Source organism: Pseudomonas sp. Pseusp10, from assembly GCF_059492225.1.
This window is the reverse complement of record NZ_CP168528.1, coordinates 1,046,713-1,063,465: the sequence shown is the minus strand read 5'-3', so window position 1 is coordinate 1,063,465 and position 16,753 is coordinate 1,046,713. Positions and strand designations below refer to the sequence as shown.

General features: G+C 62.5%; 17 protein-coding genes. All 17 read left to right on the top strand.

Annotation, left to right across the window (positions count from 1 at the left end; translation table 11 throughout):
- The first annotated feature begins 5 nt into the window (after positions 1-5).
- Complete coding sequence (locus ACEN8Z_RS04790; protein WP_007993766.1) at positions 6-260, top strand: acyl carrier protein; 255 nt, start codon at positions 6-8, stop codon at positions 258-260.
- Entirely contained in the window at positions 257-802 is a 546-nt protein-coding gene (locus ACEN8Z_RS04785; RefSeq protein ID WP_007993768.1) for a COG4648 family protein, read from the top strand. Before ACEN8Z_RS04790 ends, ACEN8Z_RS04785 begins: the two co-directional genes overlap by 4 nt.
- Positions 799-2,478, top strand: coding sequence for an ApeI family dehydratase (locus ACEN8Z_RS04780; protein WP_495596926.1), 1,680 nt, complete (start codon positions 799-801; stop codon positions 2,476-2,478). The genes ACEN8Z_RS04785 and ACEN8Z_RS04780 overlap by 4 nt, the downstream gene beginning before the upstream one ends.
- Positions 2,479-2,624: 146 nt before the next feature.
- The gene (locus tag ACEN8Z_RS04775) at positions 2,625-3,359 is read left to right on the top strand and encodes a glycosyltransferase family 2 protein (RefSeq protein ID WP_007993771.1); all 735 of its coding nucleotides are present in this window, start codon (positions 2,625-2,627) and stop codon (positions 3,357-3,359) included.
- Positions 3,356-4,297, top strand: coding sequence for a lysophospholipid acyltransferase family protein (locus ACEN8Z_RS04770; RefSeq protein WP_495596925.1), 942 nt, complete (start codon positions 3,356-3,358; stop codon positions 4,295-4,297). The genes ACEN8Z_RS04775 and ACEN8Z_RS04770 overlap by 4 nt, the downstream gene beginning before the upstream one ends.
- Positions 4,278-5,822, top strand: coding sequence for an HAL/PAL/TAL family ammonia-lyase (locus ACEN8Z_RS04765; protein ID WP_495596924.1), 1,545 nt, complete (start codon positions 4,278-4,280; stop codon positions 5,820-5,822). The genes ACEN8Z_RS04770 and ACEN8Z_RS04765 overlap by 20 nt, the downstream gene beginning before the upstream one ends.
- Complete coding sequence (locus tag ACEN8Z_RS04760) at positions 5,815-6,240, top strand: acyl-CoA thioesterase (protein ID WP_495596923.1); 426 nt, start codon at positions 5,815-5,817, stop codon at positions 6,238-6,240. The genes ACEN8Z_RS04765 and ACEN8Z_RS04760 overlap by 8 nt, the downstream gene beginning before the upstream one ends.
- Positions 6,237-6,941 (top strand): outer membrane lipoprotein carrier protein LolA, encoded by a 705-nt coding sequence (locus ACEN8Z_RS04755; RefSeq protein WP_495596922.1) that lies wholly within the window; start codon positions 6,237-6,239, stop codon positions 6,939-6,941. Before ACEN8Z_RS04760 ends, ACEN8Z_RS04755 begins: the two co-directional genes overlap by 4 nt.
- Complete coding sequence (locus tag ACEN8Z_RS04750; protein ID WP_495596921.1) at positions 6,925-9,264, top strand: MMPL family transporter; 2,340 nt, start codon at positions 6,925-6,927, stop codon at positions 9,262-9,264. Before ACEN8Z_RS04755 ends, ACEN8Z_RS04750 begins: the two co-directional genes overlap by 17 nt.
- On the top strand, positions 9,264-10,421 hold the full coding sequence (locus ACEN8Z_RS04745; protein ID WP_495598083.1) for a sodium:proton antiporter: 1,158 nt from the start codon (positions 9,264-9,266) through the stop codon (positions 10,419-10,421). The genes ACEN8Z_RS04750 and ACEN8Z_RS04745 overlap by 1 nt, the downstream gene beginning before the upstream one ends.
- Positions 10,408-11,655 carry an NAD(P)/FAD-dependent oxidoreductase gene (locus ACEN8Z_RS04740; protein WP_495596920.1) on the top strand — a complete coding sequence of 416 codons (1,248 nt, stop codon included), beginning with the start codon at positions 10,408-10,410 and terminating at the stop codon, positions 11,653-11,655. The genes ACEN8Z_RS04745 and ACEN8Z_RS04740 overlap by 14 nt, the downstream gene beginning before the upstream one ends.
- Positions 11,652-12,377 (top strand): class I SAM-dependent methyltransferase, encoded by a 726-nt coding sequence (locus ACEN8Z_RS04735; protein ID WP_495596919.1) that lies wholly within the window; start codon positions 11,652-11,654, stop codon positions 12,375-12,377. The genes ACEN8Z_RS04740 and ACEN8Z_RS04735 overlap by 4 nt, the downstream gene beginning before the upstream one ends.
- The gene (locus ACEN8Z_RS04730; RefSeq protein WP_495596918.1) at positions 12,377-12,994 is read left to right on the top strand and encodes a hypothetical protein; all 618 of its coding nucleotides are present in this window, start codon (positions 12,377-12,379) and stop codon (positions 12,992-12,994) included. Before ACEN8Z_RS04735 ends, ACEN8Z_RS04730 begins: the two co-directional genes overlap by 1 nt.
- A complete protein-coding gene (locus ACEN8Z_RS04725; protein WP_495596917.1) occupies positions 12,991-14,187 on the top strand; it encodes a beta-ketoacyl-[acyl-carrier-protein] synthase family protein in 1,197 nt (398 codons plus the stop codon). The genes ACEN8Z_RS04730 and ACEN8Z_RS04725 overlap by 4 nt, the downstream gene beginning before the upstream one ends.
- Positions 14,184-14,645 (top strand): hotdog family protein, encoded by a 462-nt coding sequence (locus ACEN8Z_RS04720; protein ID WP_007997352.1) that lies wholly within the window; start codon positions 14,184-14,186, stop codon positions 14,643-14,645. The genes ACEN8Z_RS04725 and ACEN8Z_RS04720 overlap by 4 nt, the downstream gene beginning before the upstream one ends.
- Positions 14,642-15,370 (top strand): 3-oxoacyl-ACP reductase FabG, encoded by a 729-nt coding sequence (gene fabG, locus ACEN8Z_RS04715; RefSeq protein WP_108230725.1) that lies wholly within the window; start codon positions 14,642-14,644, stop codon positions 15,368-15,370. Before ACEN8Z_RS04720 ends, fabG begins: the two co-directional genes overlap by 4 nt.
- Positions 15,370-16,596 carry a beta-ketoacyl-ACP synthase gene (locus tag ACEN8Z_RS04710; protein ID WP_495596916.1) on the top strand — a complete coding sequence of 409 codons (1,227 nt, stop codon included), beginning with the start codon at positions 15,370-15,372 and terminating at the stop codon, positions 16,594-16,596. Before fabG ends, ACEN8Z_RS04710 begins: the two co-directional genes overlap by 1 nt.
- Positions 16,597-16,753: the final 157 nt, after the last annotated feature.

Genomic DNA, 16,753 nt, shown 5'->3' with positions numbered 1-16,753 from the left:
GGACCATGCAAACTCGTGACGACATTTTCAACACCCTGCGCGATGCCTTGGTCGAGCTCTTCGAACTGGACCCTGAGCGTGTGAGCCTGGAATCCAACCTGTATCAGGACCTGGAAATCGACAGCATCGACGCGGTCGACCTGATTGATCACATCAAACGTCAGACCGGCAAGAAAATCGCCGCCGAAGAATTCAAATCGGTGCGAACCGTCAGTGACGTGGTCGAGGCGGTCTACCGTCTGGTTCAACCGGTCGCATGAATCGACTGATTGGCCTCGGCCTGCTGCTGGCGGGTCTTTTGTATCCCTTTGCGGTGTATTTCGGCATGGAGCATTTCGCCCCGTGGCAGTTCGGACTGCTGCTGGGCGGGCTGTGGCTGGCCCGGGCGCTGACCGGCAAACGACGGCCTGGCAGCCTGTGGATGGCCACCGTGGCCATTGTGTTCTGTCTGTTGCTGGCATTGTTCGACAGCCCGGCGCTGTTGCGCTGGTATCCGGTGTTGATCAGCGCCTTCATGCTGGTGCTGTTCGGATCGAGCCTGACATTCGGCCCGCCGATCGTTGAACGCCTGGCCCGGGTGCGCGAGCCGCAATTGCCGGCCGAGGGCATTCGCTATACCCGTCAGGTGACTATCGCCTGGAGCGTCTTTTTTCTTTGCAACGGTGTGTGCGCCGCCGCCCTGACCCTCTGGGCGCCGCTGAGCTGGTGGACGTTGTACACCGGCCTGATTTCCTACGGATTGATAGGCCTGATGTTTGCCATTGAATGGCTCATACGACTAAGGGTACGAGGCCACCCATGATTTGGATAAAACTTGAGCACCTGCTGCTCAAGGCTCAGCCGGAGCGCGCCGTAACGACCGCGCCGGCACTGGATCACGCCCGACTGTGCGAACAGGCGCTGCGTCTGGCCGCCGGCCTGCAAGCCCGGGGTGTGCGGCAGATGGCCGTGCACCTTGAAGATGCCGCCGATCTGGCGGTCGCGTTGCTTGGTGCCTGGCGTGCCGGGGTCAGTGTGCTGCTGCCGTCTGACCTGCAACCGCAGACCCGCCAGCGCTGGTCAGGTGAAGTTGATCTGTGGCTGAGCGATCAACCCGACGATGCGCACCTGAGCGACTTTCGTCATCCGCCACTGAGCGCGGCGGCGCTGGATCTCGATCACTGCCAACTCAGCCTGTGCACATCCGGTTCCAGTGGTGAACCCAAGCGCATCGAAAAGAACCTGCGCCAACTGGCCAATGAAGTCGAGGCCCTGGAACAGTTATGGGGCGCGGACCTTGGCCCGGCATGCATCATTGGCAGCGTCGCCACCCAGCACATCTACGGTCTGCTATTCCGGGTGCTGTGGCCGCTGTGTGCCGGGCGCCCGTTTGTACGTCGGCAGTTGGCCTTTCCAGAAGACCTGCAACGCGCCAGCCGCGAGCACCCGGCCTTCGCCTGGGTGGCCAGCCCGGCGTTGCTCAAGCGCATGGGCGACAACCTCGACTGGCCTGCCTTGGGCTCCGTACGCCGGGTGTTTTCCTCCGGCGGCGCATTGCCGGTCGAGGCCGCACAGAGCCTGCGGGAGCGTCTGGGGCAATGGCCAACGGAAATTTTCGGCAGTTCGGAAACCGGCGGCATCGCCTGGCGCCAGGGAGCTGAACTCTGGCGGCCGTTTGCCGATGTCACGCTGACTCAAGACAGTGAGGGTGCGCTGCTGATCGCTTCACCCTACTTGCCTGGCGGTCATGTCGAACAGACTGCCGATTCAGCGCGCATCGCCGTCGATGGTCGCTTCGAATTGCTCGGGCGACTGGACCGGATCGTCAAACTGGAAGAAAAACGCATCTCGCTGCCGATGCTGGAACAGGCGCTGACGGCTCATGAATGGGTCGTCGAAGCGCGGCTCGGCGTCGTTCAGGAAAACCGTGCCTCCCTGGGGGCGTTGCTGGTGTTGAGCGAGGCCGGTTTGCATGTTCTGCGCAATCAGGGTCGACGCAGCCTCACCGAGCAATTGCGCCAACACCTGAGCCAACACTGCGAAGCCCTGGCCCTGCCAAGACGCTGGCGCCTGCTGCGACAAATGCCGCTGAACGCTCAGGGCAAACTGCCCCAGGCCGACGTCGACGCCCTGCTGTTGGCGCCGCGCCCCAAAGCCCCAGAGGTGCTGGAGCAAGTTGAAAGCAATGGCGAATGGAGCCTGCAATTGGCCGTGCCACCGGACCTGGCCTATTTCAGCGGTCATTTCCCCAAGGCGCCGGTATTGCCTGGCGTGGTGCAGGTGGACTGGGCGCTGAGCCTGGGCCAGCAACTGATGAACCTGCCGAAAAAATTCGCCGGCATGGAAGTCTTGAAGTTCCAGCAACTGGTGCGCCCGGGAGATGAAGTCCAGCTGCACCTGCGCTTCGACCCGGCGCGCGGCAAATTATATTTCGCCTATCGCAACGAAACCGCCACCTGCTCCAGCGGGCGGATCTTGCTGGAGGCGGCGCATGTGTAAGTTTGGTGAGTGCTGCGCACTCATTCGCGAGCAAGCCCGCTCCCACATGGGGTCCACGGCGTTCACAAATCCAGTGTGGGAGCGGCGGTGCGACGATTCGACTTGCTCGCGAAGCAGACACCACGGTCCCTCAGGTGTACACCAACATGCATAGCCCCTGCGCCATTGTCCCGGTGTACAACCACGAAACAGCCATCACCACGGTGGTCGATGCCCTGATCGCCAGCCATCTGCCGTGCATTCTGGTGGACGATGCCAGCAGCCCGCGCTGCGCCCGGGTGCTGGATCGCCTGGCCCAACGTGAAATGGTTTATCTGATCCGCCTCGCCGAAAACCAGGGCAAGGGTGGCGCGGTCATGACCGGTTTGCGCGAAGCTTCGCGCCTGGGTTTCAGCCATGCCTTGCAGGTGGATGCCGATGGCCAGCACGACTTGCAGGACGTCAAACGCTTCATCGAACAATCACGCGCCCACCCACAGGCGGTGATTTGTGGCTACCCGCAGTACGACGCCAGTGTGCCGAAAGGCCGTTTGTATGCGCGCTACCTGACTCACGTCATGGTCTGGATCAACACCCTGTCGTTGCAGATTCGCGATTCCATGTGCGGTTTCCGGGTTTACCCGTTACCGCCGGTTCTGGCGTTGATCGAGTCAGCGAAAATCGGCAAGCGCATGGACTTCGACTCGGACATCCTGGTGCGCCTGGCCTGGCGCAATCAGCCGATGCAATGGCTGCATACCAAAGTCCACTACCCGCTGGACGGCGTTTCGCATTTTCGTATGTTCCACGACAACGTGCTGATTTCCAGCATGCACACGCGGCTGTTCTTCGGCATGTTGCTGCGTGCGCCAATGATCCTCTGGCGACGGTGGCGAGCATGAGCGCAGACAATCAACACTGGGCCGACCGCGAAGAACGGGGCAGTTTCTGGCTGATGAAGCTCACTGCATTCGGCGCCAAAGTGCTGGGCCGCCGAGTACTGAGCCCAGTGTTGTACGGCATCGTGTTGTACTTTTTCCTGTTCGGTCGCAGCGCCCGCAAAAGCGCCTGGCAATACCAGCAACGCCTGACCGACTGGAGCGGTCGCAGCGAGCTGCGACCGAGCCATTGGCGGGTGTTCGGCCAGTTCATGGCTTTCGCCGACTCCATGCTCGACAAACTCGACGTATGGAACGGCAAGCTGAGCATCGAACACATCGAGATCATCGACCCGGCGCTGTTGCGCGACCAGTTGCGCGGTGCCCGCGGGCAGATGCTGGTGGGCGCGCATTTGGGCAATCTGGAAGTCTGCCGCGCACTGGCGGAAATCGGCGAGAAGGTCACGATGAACGTGCTGGTGCACACCAAGCACGCCGAACAGTTCAATCGATTGCTGGGCGAGGCCGGGGCGACCAACCTGCGCCTGATCCAGGTCAGCGAACTGGACCCGGGGATCATGCTGCAATTGAGCGAACGCCTGGAGCGCGGCGAGTGGCTGGCGATTGCCGGCGACCGCGTGCCCCTGCATGGCGGACGCAGCGTGACCGTGGACTTCCTCGGTCATCCGGCCAGGTTCCCCCAAGGCCCGTGGCTGCTGGCCGGCCTGCTGAAATGCCCGATCAACCTGCTGCTGTGCCTGAAAAAGCCCGACGGCGACTATCGACTGACCATTGAGCCGTTCGCTGACGCAATCACCTGGAAACGCAGCGACCGCGAGCAGGTCATTCATCAGTGGGCCTCCCGCTACGCCGAGCGCCTGAGCCACTATTGCCTCGAAGCGCCCCAACAATGGTTCAACTTTTACCCTTTCTGGAAGACCGATGACGACGCCAACGCTTGAGCCGGTAACCTTCGGCGAACGCCCTTTGCACATTGAAGACGTGCTGGCACTGGCCAACCGCAAGGTGCCGACGCAGTTGCAAAGCGATCCCGCCTACCGCGAGCGCATCGCCAAGGGCGCGCGTTTTCTGGACTCGCTGCTGGACAAGGAAGGCGTGATCTACGGCGTGACCACTGGTTACGGCGATTCCTGCGTGGTCGCGGTACCGCTGCATCACGTCGAGGCGTTGCCCCGTCATCTGTACACCTTCCACGGCTGCGGCCTGGGCAAACTGCTCGACGCCCAGGCCACCCGCGCGGTACTGGCGGCGCGTTTGCAGTCGTTGTGCCACGGTGTTTCCGGAGTGCGCGTGGAGCTGCTGGAGCGCCTGCAAGCGTTCCTTGAGCACGACATCCTGCCGCTGATTCCGGAAGAAGGTTCGGTGGGCGCCAGTGGTGACCTGACACCGCTTTCGTACGTTGCCGCCACGCTGTCCGGCGAACGCGAGGTGATGTTCCGTGGCGAACGCAGGCAAGCCGCCGATGTGCACCGCGAACTCGGCTGGCAGCCACTGGTGTTGCGTCCGAAAGAAGCCTTGGCATTGATGAACGGCACCGCCGTGATGACCGGTCTGGCCTGCCTGGCGTACGCCCGTGCCGATTACCTGCTGCATCTGGCCACGCGCATCACCGCGCTGAACGTGGTCGCGCTGCAAGGCAACCCGGAGCACTTCGACGAGCGCCTGTTCGCCGCCAAGCCGCACCCGGGGCAGATGCAGGTCGCCGCGTGGTTGCGCAAGGATCTGGCCATCGATGCGCCGACCGCGCCCTTGCATCGCCTGCAAGACCGCTACTCCCTGCGTTGCGCGCCCCATGTGCTGGGCGTACTGGCCGACAGCCTGAACTGGCTGCGCTCGTTCATCGAGATCGAACTCAACAGCGCCAACGACAACCCGATCATCGACGCCGAAGCCGAGCGCGTGCTGCACGGTGGGCACTTCTACGGCGGGCACATCGCCTTCGCCATGGACAGCCTGAAGAACCTCGTGGCCAACGTCGCCGACCTGCTGGATCGGCAACTCGCGCTGCTGGTGGACGAGCGCTACAACCATGGTTTGCCGAGCAACCTGTCCGGCGCCACGGCTGACCGCGCCATGCTCAACCACGGCTTCAAAGCGGTGCAGATCGGCACCAGCGCCTGGACCGCCGAAGCGTTGAAGAACACCATGCCGGCCAGCGTTTTCTCGCGCTCCACCGAATGCCACAACCAGGACAAAGTGAGCATGGGCACCATCGCCGCCCGGGATGCGATCCGCGTGCTGGAACTCACCGAGCAGGTGGCAGCCGCCACGTTGCTGGCGGCCAATCAGGGCGTCTGGCTGCGCGGCCAGGCCGAAGATGCGCGACCACTGCCACCCGCTTTGGCCGCCATGCATGAAGAATTGGCCAAAGACTTCCCTCCGGTGATCGAAGACCGCGCGCTGGAGGGCGAATTGCGCCTGTGCCTGCAACGCATCGCCGAACAACACTGGAGGCTGCATGCGTAGCAAGGGATTTCTCTATACCGACACGGAAATCGTCGTACCGTTCTTTGACGTCGACAGCATGCACGTGGTCTGGCACGGCCATTACGTCAAATACCTGGAAGTCGCCCGCTGTGCGCTGCTGGACAAGATCGGCCACAACTACACCGCGATGAACGAGTCAGGCTACGCCTGGCCGGTGATCGACCTGCAATTGCGCTACGTACACGGCGCGGTGTTCGGCCAGAAACTGAACGTGCGCGCCAACCTGGTGGAGTGGGAGAACCGCTTGAAGATCAACTACCTGATCAGCGATCTGCAAACCGGTGAACGCTTGACCCGGGCCATGTCGGTACAGGTCGCCGTCGACCTCGCCAGCCGCGAGATGCAACTGGCCTCGCCGAAGGTCTTCACCGACGCTGTCGAGAGGGCCCTGCCATGATTTTCTGCCACCCACGTTCCCCTGTGGGAGCGGGCTTGCCCGCGATGGTCGTTAACGATGATGCTGGGAACCTGACACCCCGCGGTGCTCTCAGGCTTTTCGCGAGCAAGCTCGCTCCTACAGTGTTCTGCGTGCTACTGGGTATTCCTGGACTGGCCCATGCCTTCGACCTGCAACAACTCAGCGATCAACTGGCCAGGCCCGAGGTGATCCACGGCAATTTCATCCAGGAAAAACACCTGCGCGCCCTGCCCCAGCCGCTGACCAGCAAGGGCACGTTCGTCCTGGCGAAAAACCACGGCTTGTTGTGGCTGCTCAAAACACCGTTGCAACAGGACTATCGCATCACCGCCAAAGGCATTGCCCGGCGTGACGGCATTGTTTGGCAAATGCTGCCGGGCAAAAGCGCCGGTGCCGAGCAGAACCGTTTGTTCCTCGCCGTGCTGCAAGGCGACAGCAGTGGCCTGCAACGGGATTTCGAGCTGTCCCTGAGCGGCGACGCGCAGAACTGGAAGCTCACGCTGCTGCCGCGCTCGATGCTGCTCAAACAGGTGTTCAACCAGATCAACATTACCGGTGCAGAACTGGTGCACAGCATCGAATTGCTCGAGACTCAGGGCGACAGTACGTTGTTGCGCATGCAGGACAGCACCAGCACCCAACCGTTGAGCGACGCGGAGCAGCATGACTTTGCCGAGTGAACGGTGGTTGCCACGGCTGTTTCTGCTCCTGCTGCTGGCAGTACTGGCGCTCGCCGGTTGGCAATGGCGTGACGGCGCGCCGCTGTCGGCCAACCTGATGGAACTGGTACCCGGCACGGCGCCCGACGCCCTGGAACTGCGCGCCGAACAACGCATGCAAGAACCGCTGAATCGCGAAATGCTGGTGCTGGTCGGCCACGCCGATCGCCAGCAGGCCGCCGCCATGGCACAGACACTCGGCGAGCAATGGCAGGCCAGCGGCTTGTTCGAAAAGGTCCAGTGGACCCTGCAAGCCGACTTGCCGGCACTGCGCACGCAATTGCTGCAAGGTCGCCTGGCGATGCTCCAGGCGGCGGACCGACAACTGCTGATCGAGCACCCCGACACCTTTGTCCAGCAACGGGTGCAGGCGTTGTTCGACCCGTTCAACGGTTACAGCCTGGTGCCCAGCCAGGACGACTGGCTGGGCCTGACCGGGCGCATCCAGAACAGCCAGCCGCAACGCGGTTCGGTGCAACTGGACATCGGCAGCGGCGCCTTGGTCGCCGATGCCGATGGCAAGAGCTGGGTGCTGCTGCGCGCACGCACCACCGGCAACGCCTTCGACATGAACCTGCCGCTGCAAGTGGCCGACCTGCTCAAGCACAGCCGCGAGGAAGCCGCACGGCACGACGTGCAACTGCTCGCCGCCAGCGGCCTGTTGTACGCAGCCGACGGGCAACAGCAAGCCGCCCGGGAGATGACCTGGGTCGGTGGCGGTGCCACCGTCGGGATTCTGTTGTTGCTGTTGTTGGCCTTCCGGCGCTGGCGCGTCTTGCTGGCATTCGTACCGGTGCTGGCAGGCATGCTCTTCGGTGCGGTGGCCTGCGTGGCGTTGTTTGGCCATATGCACGTGATGACGCTGGTGCTGGGGTCGAGCCTGATCGGTGTCGCGGTCGATTACCCGCTGCATTACCTGTCCAAGAGTTGGAGCCTGAAACCCTGGCACAGCTGGCCTGCCCTGCGCATGACCTTGCCCGGGTTGACCCTGAGCCTGATCACCAGCGGTATCGGTTACCTGGCCCTGGCCTGGACACCCTTCCCCGCGCTGACCCAGATTGCCGCATTCTCTGCCGCCGGTTTGCTCGGCGCCTATTTGTCCGCCGTGTGCCTGTTGCCAGCATTGCTCAAGGGCGTAGACCTGCGCCCTGCGCAGTGGCCATTGCACGTTTGCGAGCTTTTACTGGATTGTCGGGAAGCGCTGCTCAAACAGGCGAAAACGCCTGTCCTACTGGCACTGCTGATCGCCTTTTGCGTGGGCGGCCTGTTACAACTGAGCAGCAAAAACGACATCCGCCAGTGGATCAGCGCGCCTCAACAATTGACCGAAGAAGCCGGGACCATTGCACGGATTACCGGCTATCAACCCACCAGCCAGTTCTTCCTGATACGCGCCGCCAATCAGCAGCAACTGCTTGAACGCCAGACCGCCCTGAGAGAGCGACTGGATCAATTGATTGGCCTGGAAAAGCTCCAGGGTTACCTATCGCTCAATCAGCTGGTCAGCCCGCCAAACCAACAGCAACAGGTGCGCGAAGCGCTGAGCAAACTGCCGTCGTTCTGGCAACCGTTGCTCGACATCGGTGTACCGGCCGAGGCGCTGCAAGCCGAGCTGACGAAGTTACAGGCATTGCCTGCCATGGACATCGACACCGCGCTCACCGGCCCGCTGGCGGAACCCTACCGGGCCCTGTGGCTGGGGCCGACCGATGACGGCGTGGCGGCGATGGTCAGCCTGCAAGGCCTCAACAACCCGGCCCTGCTGCGGCTGCAGGGCGAGGACTTACCCGGCGTGACACTGGTGGATCGACTGGGTGAGTTGAACAACGTCTTCGCGGCCACCCAAGTCAGTGCCGCCGAACTGAAACTCGCCTCCTGTGTGTTGATCGTGCTGGTGCTGATCCTGCCGTTCGGCCTCGGCGGTGCGTTGCGTATCATCGCCCTGCCGCTGTTGGCGGCGTTGTGCAGCCTGGCCAGTCTTGGCTGGCTGGGGCAGCCGTTGACCCTGTTCAGTCTGTTCGGCCTGCTGCTGGTGACGGCGATCAGCGTCGATTACGCGATCCTGATGCGCGAACAGGTCGGCGGCGCTGCCGTGAGCCTGCTGGGTACCTTGCTGGCGGCGTTGACCACCTGGCTGTCGTTCGGTCTGCTGGCGGTGTCGAGCACCCCGGCGGTGAGTAATTTCGGACTGTCGGTGAGCCTCGGCCTGTTCTTCAGCTTCCTGCTCGCGCCGTGGGCCGGTCGACAGGTGCATGAGGCCACTACCGTGGAGCGGGCAGCGTGATGGTCGTACTGTTCTGGGCGATGGCGCTGGCGTTGTTCGCGGTGGTGACTCGTGTCGGCCGTCATTTTGGCCTGATCCCCATCGTCAGCCAGTTGTTGCTGGCGACCATCGGCTTGCCGCTATTGATGTATTTCTGGATCGAGCCGCAATGGCAGTTGAGCGGTGCGCAGCTGGTGTCGCCTGGCTGGCTGAAGAATCTCTACAGCCTGAGTTTTGCCCTGTTGCTGGGCTACATCCTCAGCGATGTGATCGACCTGCAACTGGATCGCCAGAGCCTGAAAATCGCCCTGCCCAGCTTTTGCATTCCGTTTGCCTGCGGCCTGGCCACGGCGATCTGGTTGTTGCCGGCGCAACCCTGGATCAGCTCGCTGGCCGTCGGCCTGTTGTTCGCCATCACCGCGATTCCGGTGTTGTACCTGTACCTGCGGCACATCGATTACCCGCCCGGCGCCACCCGGCGACTGGTGCAAACCGCGATTCTCATCGACCTCGCCTGCTGGACGCTGTTCGGCATCGCCCAGGGCAGCCTGCACCTGAGCAGCCTGCTGCTGCCCCTGGCCGGCGCGTGCCTTCCGGTGCTGCTGCGGTTGCTCGGTTTGCGTCAGACATGGCTCTACAGCCTGAGCTTTTTCGCCCTGCTGGTCGTCGCCGAACACTTCAAGCTCAATGCGCTGATTTTCGGCATCGGCTATGTGTTGATCATGGCCGCGCTGAAAGCCCCACTGGTCCTGCCGCTGCCGGCCGTGTGGATGGGCCGCTTGCAGACGTACATCGCCATCCCGCTGATCCTCACGTTCGGCATCGTGCAGATCAATGTGCACAGCGCGATGGACAGCCTCGGCTGGGTGCAACTGATCGCCCTGCTGCTGTTGCCGATGCTGAGCAAACTGCTGGGCAACTGGCTTGGCCTCGGCTGGGCCGGGGCCTCGTTCAAGGGCGCCAGTCGCTGGCGGGAAAGTGTGCTGCTGAACATCCGTGGCTTGAGCGAGATCGTTTTTCTCAACCTGCTGCTGCAACAGCAACTCATCAGCCCGCCGCTGTACTTTGCGCTGATGCTGATGGGCCTGATCGCCACACTGCTGCCGGCCCTGACCGGCATGCACCGAGTCCCCCTGAAAACCGCTGTCCCGGCAAGGAGCCCCCATGCCAACCGTTGAAATGGAATGCCGCCAGGTCGTGGTCATCGGTGCCGGTCCTTCGGGGGCCATCGCCGCCGCGTTGCTCAAGCGCAAGGGACACGATGTACTGGTGATCGAGCGTCAGCATTTTCCACGTTTTTCCATCGGTGAGAGCCTGTTGGCCCATTGCCTGGACTTCGTCGAGGAAGCGGGCATGCTCGACGAAGTCAATGCGGCCGGCTTCCAGCTGAAAACCGGTGCCGCATTTGCCTGGGGCGAACGTTACAGCGCCTTCGATTTCGGCGAGACGTTCAGCCACGGAAAATCGACGACGTTTCAGGTCCAGCGCGCCGATTTCGATAAGCTGCTGGCCGATCAGGCCGCGCTGCAAGGCGTAGAGATCCGCTATGGCGAAACCATCGTCAGCGTCAACAATGCCCCGGAAAAACCACAGCTCGGCGTGCGCCGCGAAGACGGTAGCGAGTACCGCATCGAAGCTGATTTCCTGCTCGATGCAAGTGGTTACGGCCGCGTGCTGTCGCGCTTGCTCGACCTTGAGGCGCCGTCGAACTTCCCGTTGCGGCAGGCCGTGTTCACGCACGTCGAAGACCGTATCGACCACCCGGCCTTCGACCGCAGCAAGATCCTCGTGACCACTCATCCGACCCAGCGCGACGTGTGGTTCTGGACTATCCCGTTCAGCAACGGGCGCTGCTCGGTCGGCGTGGTCGCCGCCGAGGAACGTTTCGCCAGCCGCAGCGACAATCTGGACGAGTGTCTGCGCAGCTTTATCGCCGAGACACCGAGTTTGGCCCGCGTGCTGACCAATGCGCGCTGGGATACCGAGGCCCGAACCATCGGCGGTTACTCGGCCAACGTCAAAACCCTGCACGGTCCGGGCTTCGCGCTGCTGGGCAATGCGGCGGAATTCCTCGACCCGGTGTTTTCCTCCGGCGTGACCATCGCCATGCGTTCGGCGAGCATGGCCGCCGGGGTCTTGCACCGTCAGCTGCAAGGCGAAGCCGTCGACTGGCAAACCGAGTTCGCCGAACCGCTCAAGCGCGGCGTCGACACCTTCCGTTGCTACGTCGAAGGCTGGTATGCCGGGACCTTCCAGGATGTGATCTTCCATGAGAGCAGTTCGCCGGAAATCCGCGGGATGATCAGCTCCATACTTGCCGGATATGCCTGGGATCCACGCAACCCGTTCGTCAGCGAAGCCAGGCGCCGGTTGAAGGTGATATCAGAATTCTGTGCAAGAGATGCTTCATGAACTACTTGAGCGACAACTACGTCGAAGAAACCCGTTTCGGTTTGTGGTTCCTGCGCAGCCGGATCTGGCAGCACTATGTGCTGCGGCTGGCGATCAACGATTTGCGCGGCCTGTTCAGCGAAGCGCCGCCTGCCGACCCGGTACTGCTGGATGCCGGCTGTGGTCAGGGCAAGTCATTCGCGCTGCTGCGCCAGGCCTTTGCGCCCGGTCGTCTGATTGGCGTCGATGCTGATCCCTACAGCCTGAACCAGAGCCGCGAAGAAGCAGTCCGACAGGCAATGGAAGTGGAGTTGATCGGCAGCGACTGCGCCAGCCTCGATCTGCCGGACGCCAGTATCGACCTGCTGTTCTGCCACCAGACCTTCCATCATCTGGTGGAGCAGGAACAGGCGCTGGCCGAGTTCTACCGCGTGCTCAAGCCCGGCGGTTATCTGCTGTTCGCCGAATCCACCGAGGCCTACATTGATACCTGGGTGATCCGCTGGTTGTTTCGCCACCCGATGCACGTGCAGAAAAGCGCTGCGCAGTACCTGCAAATGATCCGACAACAGGGTTTCGAATTTACCGCGCAAAACGTGTCTTATCCGTACCTGTGGTGGAGTCGCGCCAAGGATTTCGGCCTGCTCGAATACTTGGGTGTGTGCAAGCCAAAACCCTTTGGCCAACGGGAAGAAACCCTGGTCAATGTGGTGGCGCGCAAACCGTTTGAAGGAACTGTGTGATGTACATTGCCAGCCGCTTGAAACACCAAACCTGTGGGAGCGGGCTTGCTCGCGAAAGCGGTGGGTCAGCCGACATCAGTGTTGAAAGCACTACCGCCTTCGCGAGCAAGCCCGCTCCCACAGGGGTAGTCGGTGTGTTGCGATTTCTGCTATTTGCCGTGGCCCTGCTGTTGAGCGCCTGCACCAGCCGGGCGCCATTGCCCGAGCAAAATCCGGATCTGCCGTTGCCGCTGCAATTGCATATTCAGCTATTGAAGCCCGACGACCGCCTGGACTGGGTGCTGGTGATCCAGCGCGAAGAAGCGGGCATTCGCTGGTCGATGATGGACCTGCTGGGCATTCCCCAGGCCCGCCAGCTATTGAACGATAAAACCTGGCACGCCGACGGCCTGTTGCCACCCAACCCGCAAGCCCGGGAGCTGTTCGCGGCGTTGCTGTTTGCGCTGACGCCAAAAGATCAACTGGCGGCCAACTATCCCGGCGCCTGGCAACACGGCAGACAACGGTCCCTGCCCGAGCGCTGGGACATCCGCTACGCACAACCGCAGAGTTTTGAATTGATGATTGCGAAAGGTGCGACCTATCAAGTCACGCCCCTGAGCGGTGAAACGCCATGACGGCTTACCTCAATGCCCTCGGATTGGTCTGCGCGCTGGGCCGTGACAAGCAGGAAGTCGCGCGCAACCTGTTTGCCGGCGACTGCGGCGGCATGCGCGAACAAGCCGGGTGGGTGCCGCAACGCACGCTGCCGGTCGGTGCGGTCCAGGGCAAACTGGCAACCCTTCCAGCCGACATGTCGCGTCATCACAGTCGCAACAATCAGTTGTTGCTGGAAGCCACGCTGCAAATCCGCCCGGACATCGACAGCGCGATCCAGACTTACGGCCGCGACCGCATCGGTATCGTACTGGGTACCAGCACCTCGGGTATCGACGAGGCCAGCCAGGGCCTTGCGCATTACCTGCGCGAAAAGCAGTTCCCGCCTGAGTACGACTATCAGCAACAGGAACTCGGGGCACCGGCGAACTTCCTCGCCGAGTGGCTGCAATTGAGCGGGCCGGCCTATGTGATTTCCACGGCTTGCACCTCCAGCGCCCGAGCCCTGATGAGCGCCCAGCGCCTGTTGGACCTGGGCATTTGCGACGCGGTGCTGTGTGGCGGCGTCGACACCTTGTGCAAGCTGACCCTCAACGGTTTCACGGCGCTGGAAGCGGTCTCGGAACAACGTTGCAATCCGTTTTCAGTAAACCGCAATGGCATCAACATTGGCGAAGCGGCGGTGCTGTTCCTGATGACCAAACGCGCAGGCGACAGCCAACCGATTGCCTTGCTCGGCAGCGGCGCCAGCTCCGATGCGCATCACATTTCCGCCCCGGAGCCGACCGGTCGTGGCGCCCTGCAAGCGATGCGCAAAGCCTTGGGCCGCGCCAACCTGCAACCGGAGCAAATCGCCTACCTGAACCTGCACGGCACCGCCACCCAGCACAACGACGCCATGGAAAGCCAGGCCGTGGCGACGCTGTTCCCGGCCGGCGTGCCCAGTTCGTCGAGCAAACCGATGACCGGCCACACCCTCGGGGCCGCCGGGGCGCTGGAAGCGGCGTTCTGCTGGTTGAGCCTGAGCGCAGACAATCGCGAGCATGCCCTGCCGCCGCACGTCTGGGACGGGCAGCCCGATCCCGAATTGCCGCCGCTGCAATGGGTGACCCCGGCCACTCGCCTGACGTCCATTGCACCCCGCTACCTGATGAGCAATTCCTTTGCCTTCGGTGGCAACAACGTCAGCCTGATTATCGGAGACGCCCCATGATTGACTGGCCGCTCGCCGAACTGCTGCCCCACGCTGGCGACATGATCCTTATCGATCAGATCCTGGCGTTCGATGAAGAGCAGATTCACACCCGCCTGACCGTCAAGCCCGATGGCCTGTTCAATCTCCCCGACGGCAGCCTGCCGGCGTGGGTCGGCATCGAACTAATGGCGCAAAGTGTTGCCGCCTTCGCCGGTTGCCATGCGCGTCAGCGCGGTGATGCGGTGGAGCTGGGTTTCCTGCTCGGCAGCCGAAAATTCGAATGCAACGTTGAAAGTTTTCCGGCCGGTACCGAGTTGACCATCCACGGGATCCGCTCCCTGGAAGACGATAACGGCATGGGCGTGTTCGAGTGCCACATCAACGCCCCCGGCATACACGTCACCGCCCGCCTGAACGTGTTCCGCCCACCCCAGGCCGCTCAATATCTCCATGAACCCGAAGGAGTCCAGTCATGACTGAATCCGTACTGGTCACCGGTTCCAGCCGTGGCATCGGCCGCGCCATCGCCTTGCGTCTGGCCCAGGCCGGGCACGACATCGTGTTGCATTGCCGCAGCGGCCTGGCCGACGCCGAAGCCGTCAAAGCCGAAGTCGAGGCCTTGGGCCGTCGTGCGCGCATCCTGCAGTTCGATGTGTCCGACCGTGCCCGTTGCAAAGAAATTCTCGAAGCCGACGTGGAAACCCACGGTGCCTATTACGGCGTGGTACTCAACGCCGGCCTGACCCGCGACGGAGCCTTTCCAGCCCTGAGCGAGGACGATTGGGATGTGGTGATGCGCACCAATCTCGACGGTTTCTACAATGTGCTGCACCCGGTGATGATGCCGATGATCCGTCGTCGCGCCGCCGGGCGGATTGTCTGCATCACCTCGGTGTCGGGGCTGATCGGCAACCGTGGCCAGGTCAACTACAGTGCCTCCAAGGCCGGGTTGATCGGCGCGGCCAAAGCATTGGCGATCGAACTGGGCAAGCGCAAAATCACCGTTAACTGTGTCGCCCCCGGCCTGATCGACACAGCCATGCTCGACGAAAACGTGCCGGTGGAAGAACTGATGAAAATGATCCCCGCACAACGCATGGGCACCCCTGAAGAGGTGGCCGGCGCGGTGAATTTCCTGATGTCGGCGGAAGCCTCGTACATCACCCGGCAGGTTCTGGCCGTCAACGGAGGCCTGTGCTGATGAAGCGCGTCGTCGTCACCGGCATGGCCGGCATCACCTCGCTGGGCAACGACTGGGAAACCATCGCCGGCAACTTCGCGGCCAACCGCAGCGGCATCCGCCGGATGGACGAGTGGGATCGCTTTACCGAACTCAACACGCGCCTGGCTGGCCCCATCGATGACTTCAAGGTGCCGAGCCACTGGACCCGCAAGCAACTGCGCAGCATGGGCCGGGTTTCGCGGCTTGCTGTAGGCGCTGCCGAGCAAGCGTTGGCCGACGCCGGCCTGTTGGGTGACGAGTCGATCAAGGACGGGCGCATGGGCGTCGCCTGCGGCTCCTCCACCGGCAGCACCGACGAGATCAAAGCGTTCGGCAACATGCTGCTCAACTCGGTGGCCGAAGGCCTGAACGCCAACTCCTACGTGCGGATGATGCCGCACACCACGGCAGCCAATATCAGCATTTTCTTCGGCCTCACCGGCCGCCTGATTCCCACCTCCAGCGCCTGCACCAGCGGCAGCCAGGGCATCGGCTATGCCTACGAGGCGATCAAGTTCGGCCGCCTGCCACTGATGCTCGCCGGCGGTGCCGAAGAACTGTGCCCGACCGAAGCCATGGTCTTCGACGCGCTCTATGCCACCAGCCTGAAAAACGACACTCCACAACGTAGCCCGCGCCCTTACGACACTGCACGCGACGGCCTGGTCATCGGCGAAGGCGGCGGCATGCTGGTGCTCGAAGAACTGGAGCACGCCCTGGCCCGCGGTGCGCACATCCATGCCGAAATCGTCGGTTTTGGCAGCAACGCCGACGGCCAGCACACCACCCGTCCCGAACAAATCACCATGCGCCGGGCCATGGAACTGGCCCTGGAAGACGCCGGGCTGAAACCTTCGGACATCGGCTATGTCAACGGCCACGGCACCGCCACCGAACAGGGCGACATCGCCGAAACCCTGGCCACCAGTAGCCTGTTCGGCGAACACATGCCCATCAGCTCGCAAAAGAGCTTCCTCGGCCACACCCTCGGCGCCTGCGGTGCACTGGAGTCCTGGTTCAGCATCGAAATGATGAACCGCGACCTGTACGCCCACACCTTCAACCTCGACGAAGTCGACCCGCATTGCGGCAAGCTCGACTACCTGCGCGGCGAGTTTCGGCAGATGAGTAATCAGTACGTGATGAACAATAATTTTGCGTTTGGCGGGGTGAATACTTCGTTGATTTTCAAGCGCTGGCCGTAACAAGGCAATTTGAAGAATTACCGGTAAGCAATGAATAACCTGTGGCGAGGGAGCTTGCTCCCGCTGGACTGCGCAGCAGTCCCCTTTTGGGGCCGCTACGCGACCCAGCGGGAGCAAGCTCCCTCGCCACAATAGGGTCTTTCTCAAACAGGTCGAC

Bases quoted from the DNA above. Each gene is read 5' to 3' on its own strand.
- ACEN8Z_RS04790 (WP_007993766.1), top strand. From the start codon at position 6: ATGCAAACTCGTGACGACATTTTCAACACCCTGCGCGATGCCTTGGTC.
- ACEN8Z_RS04785 (WP_007993768.1), top strand. From the start codon at position 257: ATGAATCGACTGATTGGCCTCGGCCTGCTGCTGGCGGGTCTTTTGTAT.
- ACEN8Z_RS04780 (WP_495596926.1), top strand. From the start codon at position 799: ATGATTTGGATAAAACTTGAGCACCTGCTGCTCAAGGCTCAGCCGGAG.
- ACEN8Z_RS04775 (WP_007993771.1), top strand. From the start codon at position 2,625: ATGCATAGCCCCTGCGCCATTGTCCCGGTGTACAACCACGAAACAGCC.
- ACEN8Z_RS04770 (WP_495596925.1), top strand. From the start codon at position 3,356: ATGAGCGCAGACAATCAACACTGGGCCGACCGCGAAGAACGGGGCAGT.
- ACEN8Z_RS04765 (WP_495596924.1), top strand. From the start codon at position 4,278: ATGACGACGCCAACGCTTGAGCCGGTAACCTTCGGCGAACGCCCTTTG.
- ACEN8Z_RS04760 (WP_495596923.1), top strand. From the start codon at position 5,815: ATGCGTAGCAAGGGATTTCTCTATACCGACACGGAAATCGTCGTACCG.
- ACEN8Z_RS04755 (WP_495596922.1), top strand. From the start codon at position 6,237: ATGATTTTCTGCCACCCACGTTCCCCTGTGGGAGCGGGCTTGCCCGCG.
- ACEN8Z_RS04750 (WP_495596921.1), top strand. From the start codon at position 6,925: ATGACTTTGCCGAGTGAACGGTGGTTGCCACGGCTGTTTCTGCTCCTG.
- ACEN8Z_RS04745 (WP_495598083.1), top strand. From the start codon at position 9,264: ATGGTCGTACTGTTCTGGGCGATGGCGCTGGCGTTGTTCGCGGTGGTG.
- ACEN8Z_RS04740 (WP_495596920.1), top strand. From the start codon at position 10,408: ATGCCAACCGTTGAAATGGAATGCCGCCAGGTCGTGGTCATCGGTGCC.
- ACEN8Z_RS04735 (WP_495596919.1), top strand. From the start codon at position 11,652: ATGAACTACTTGAGCGACAACTACGTCGAAGAAACCCGTTTCGGTTTG.
- ACEN8Z_RS04730 (WP_495596918.1), top strand. From the start codon at position 12,377: ATGTACATTGCCAGCCGCTTGAAACACCAAACCTGTGGGAGCGGGCTT.
- ACEN8Z_RS04725 (WP_495596917.1), top strand. From the start codon at position 12,991: ATGACGGCTTACCTCAATGCCCTCGGATTGGTCTGCGCGCTGGGCCGT.
- ACEN8Z_RS04720 (WP_007997352.1), top strand. From the start codon at position 14,184: ATGATTGACTGGCCGCTCGCCGAACTGCTGCCCCACGCTGGCGACATG.
- fabG (WP_108230725.1), top strand. From the start codon at position 14,642: ATGACTGAATCCGTACTGGTCACCGGTTCCAGCCGTGGCATCGGCCGC.
- ACEN8Z_RS04710 (WP_495596916.1), top strand. From the start codon at position 15,370: ATGAAGCGCGTCGTCGTCACCGGCATGGCCGGCATCACCTCGCTGGGC.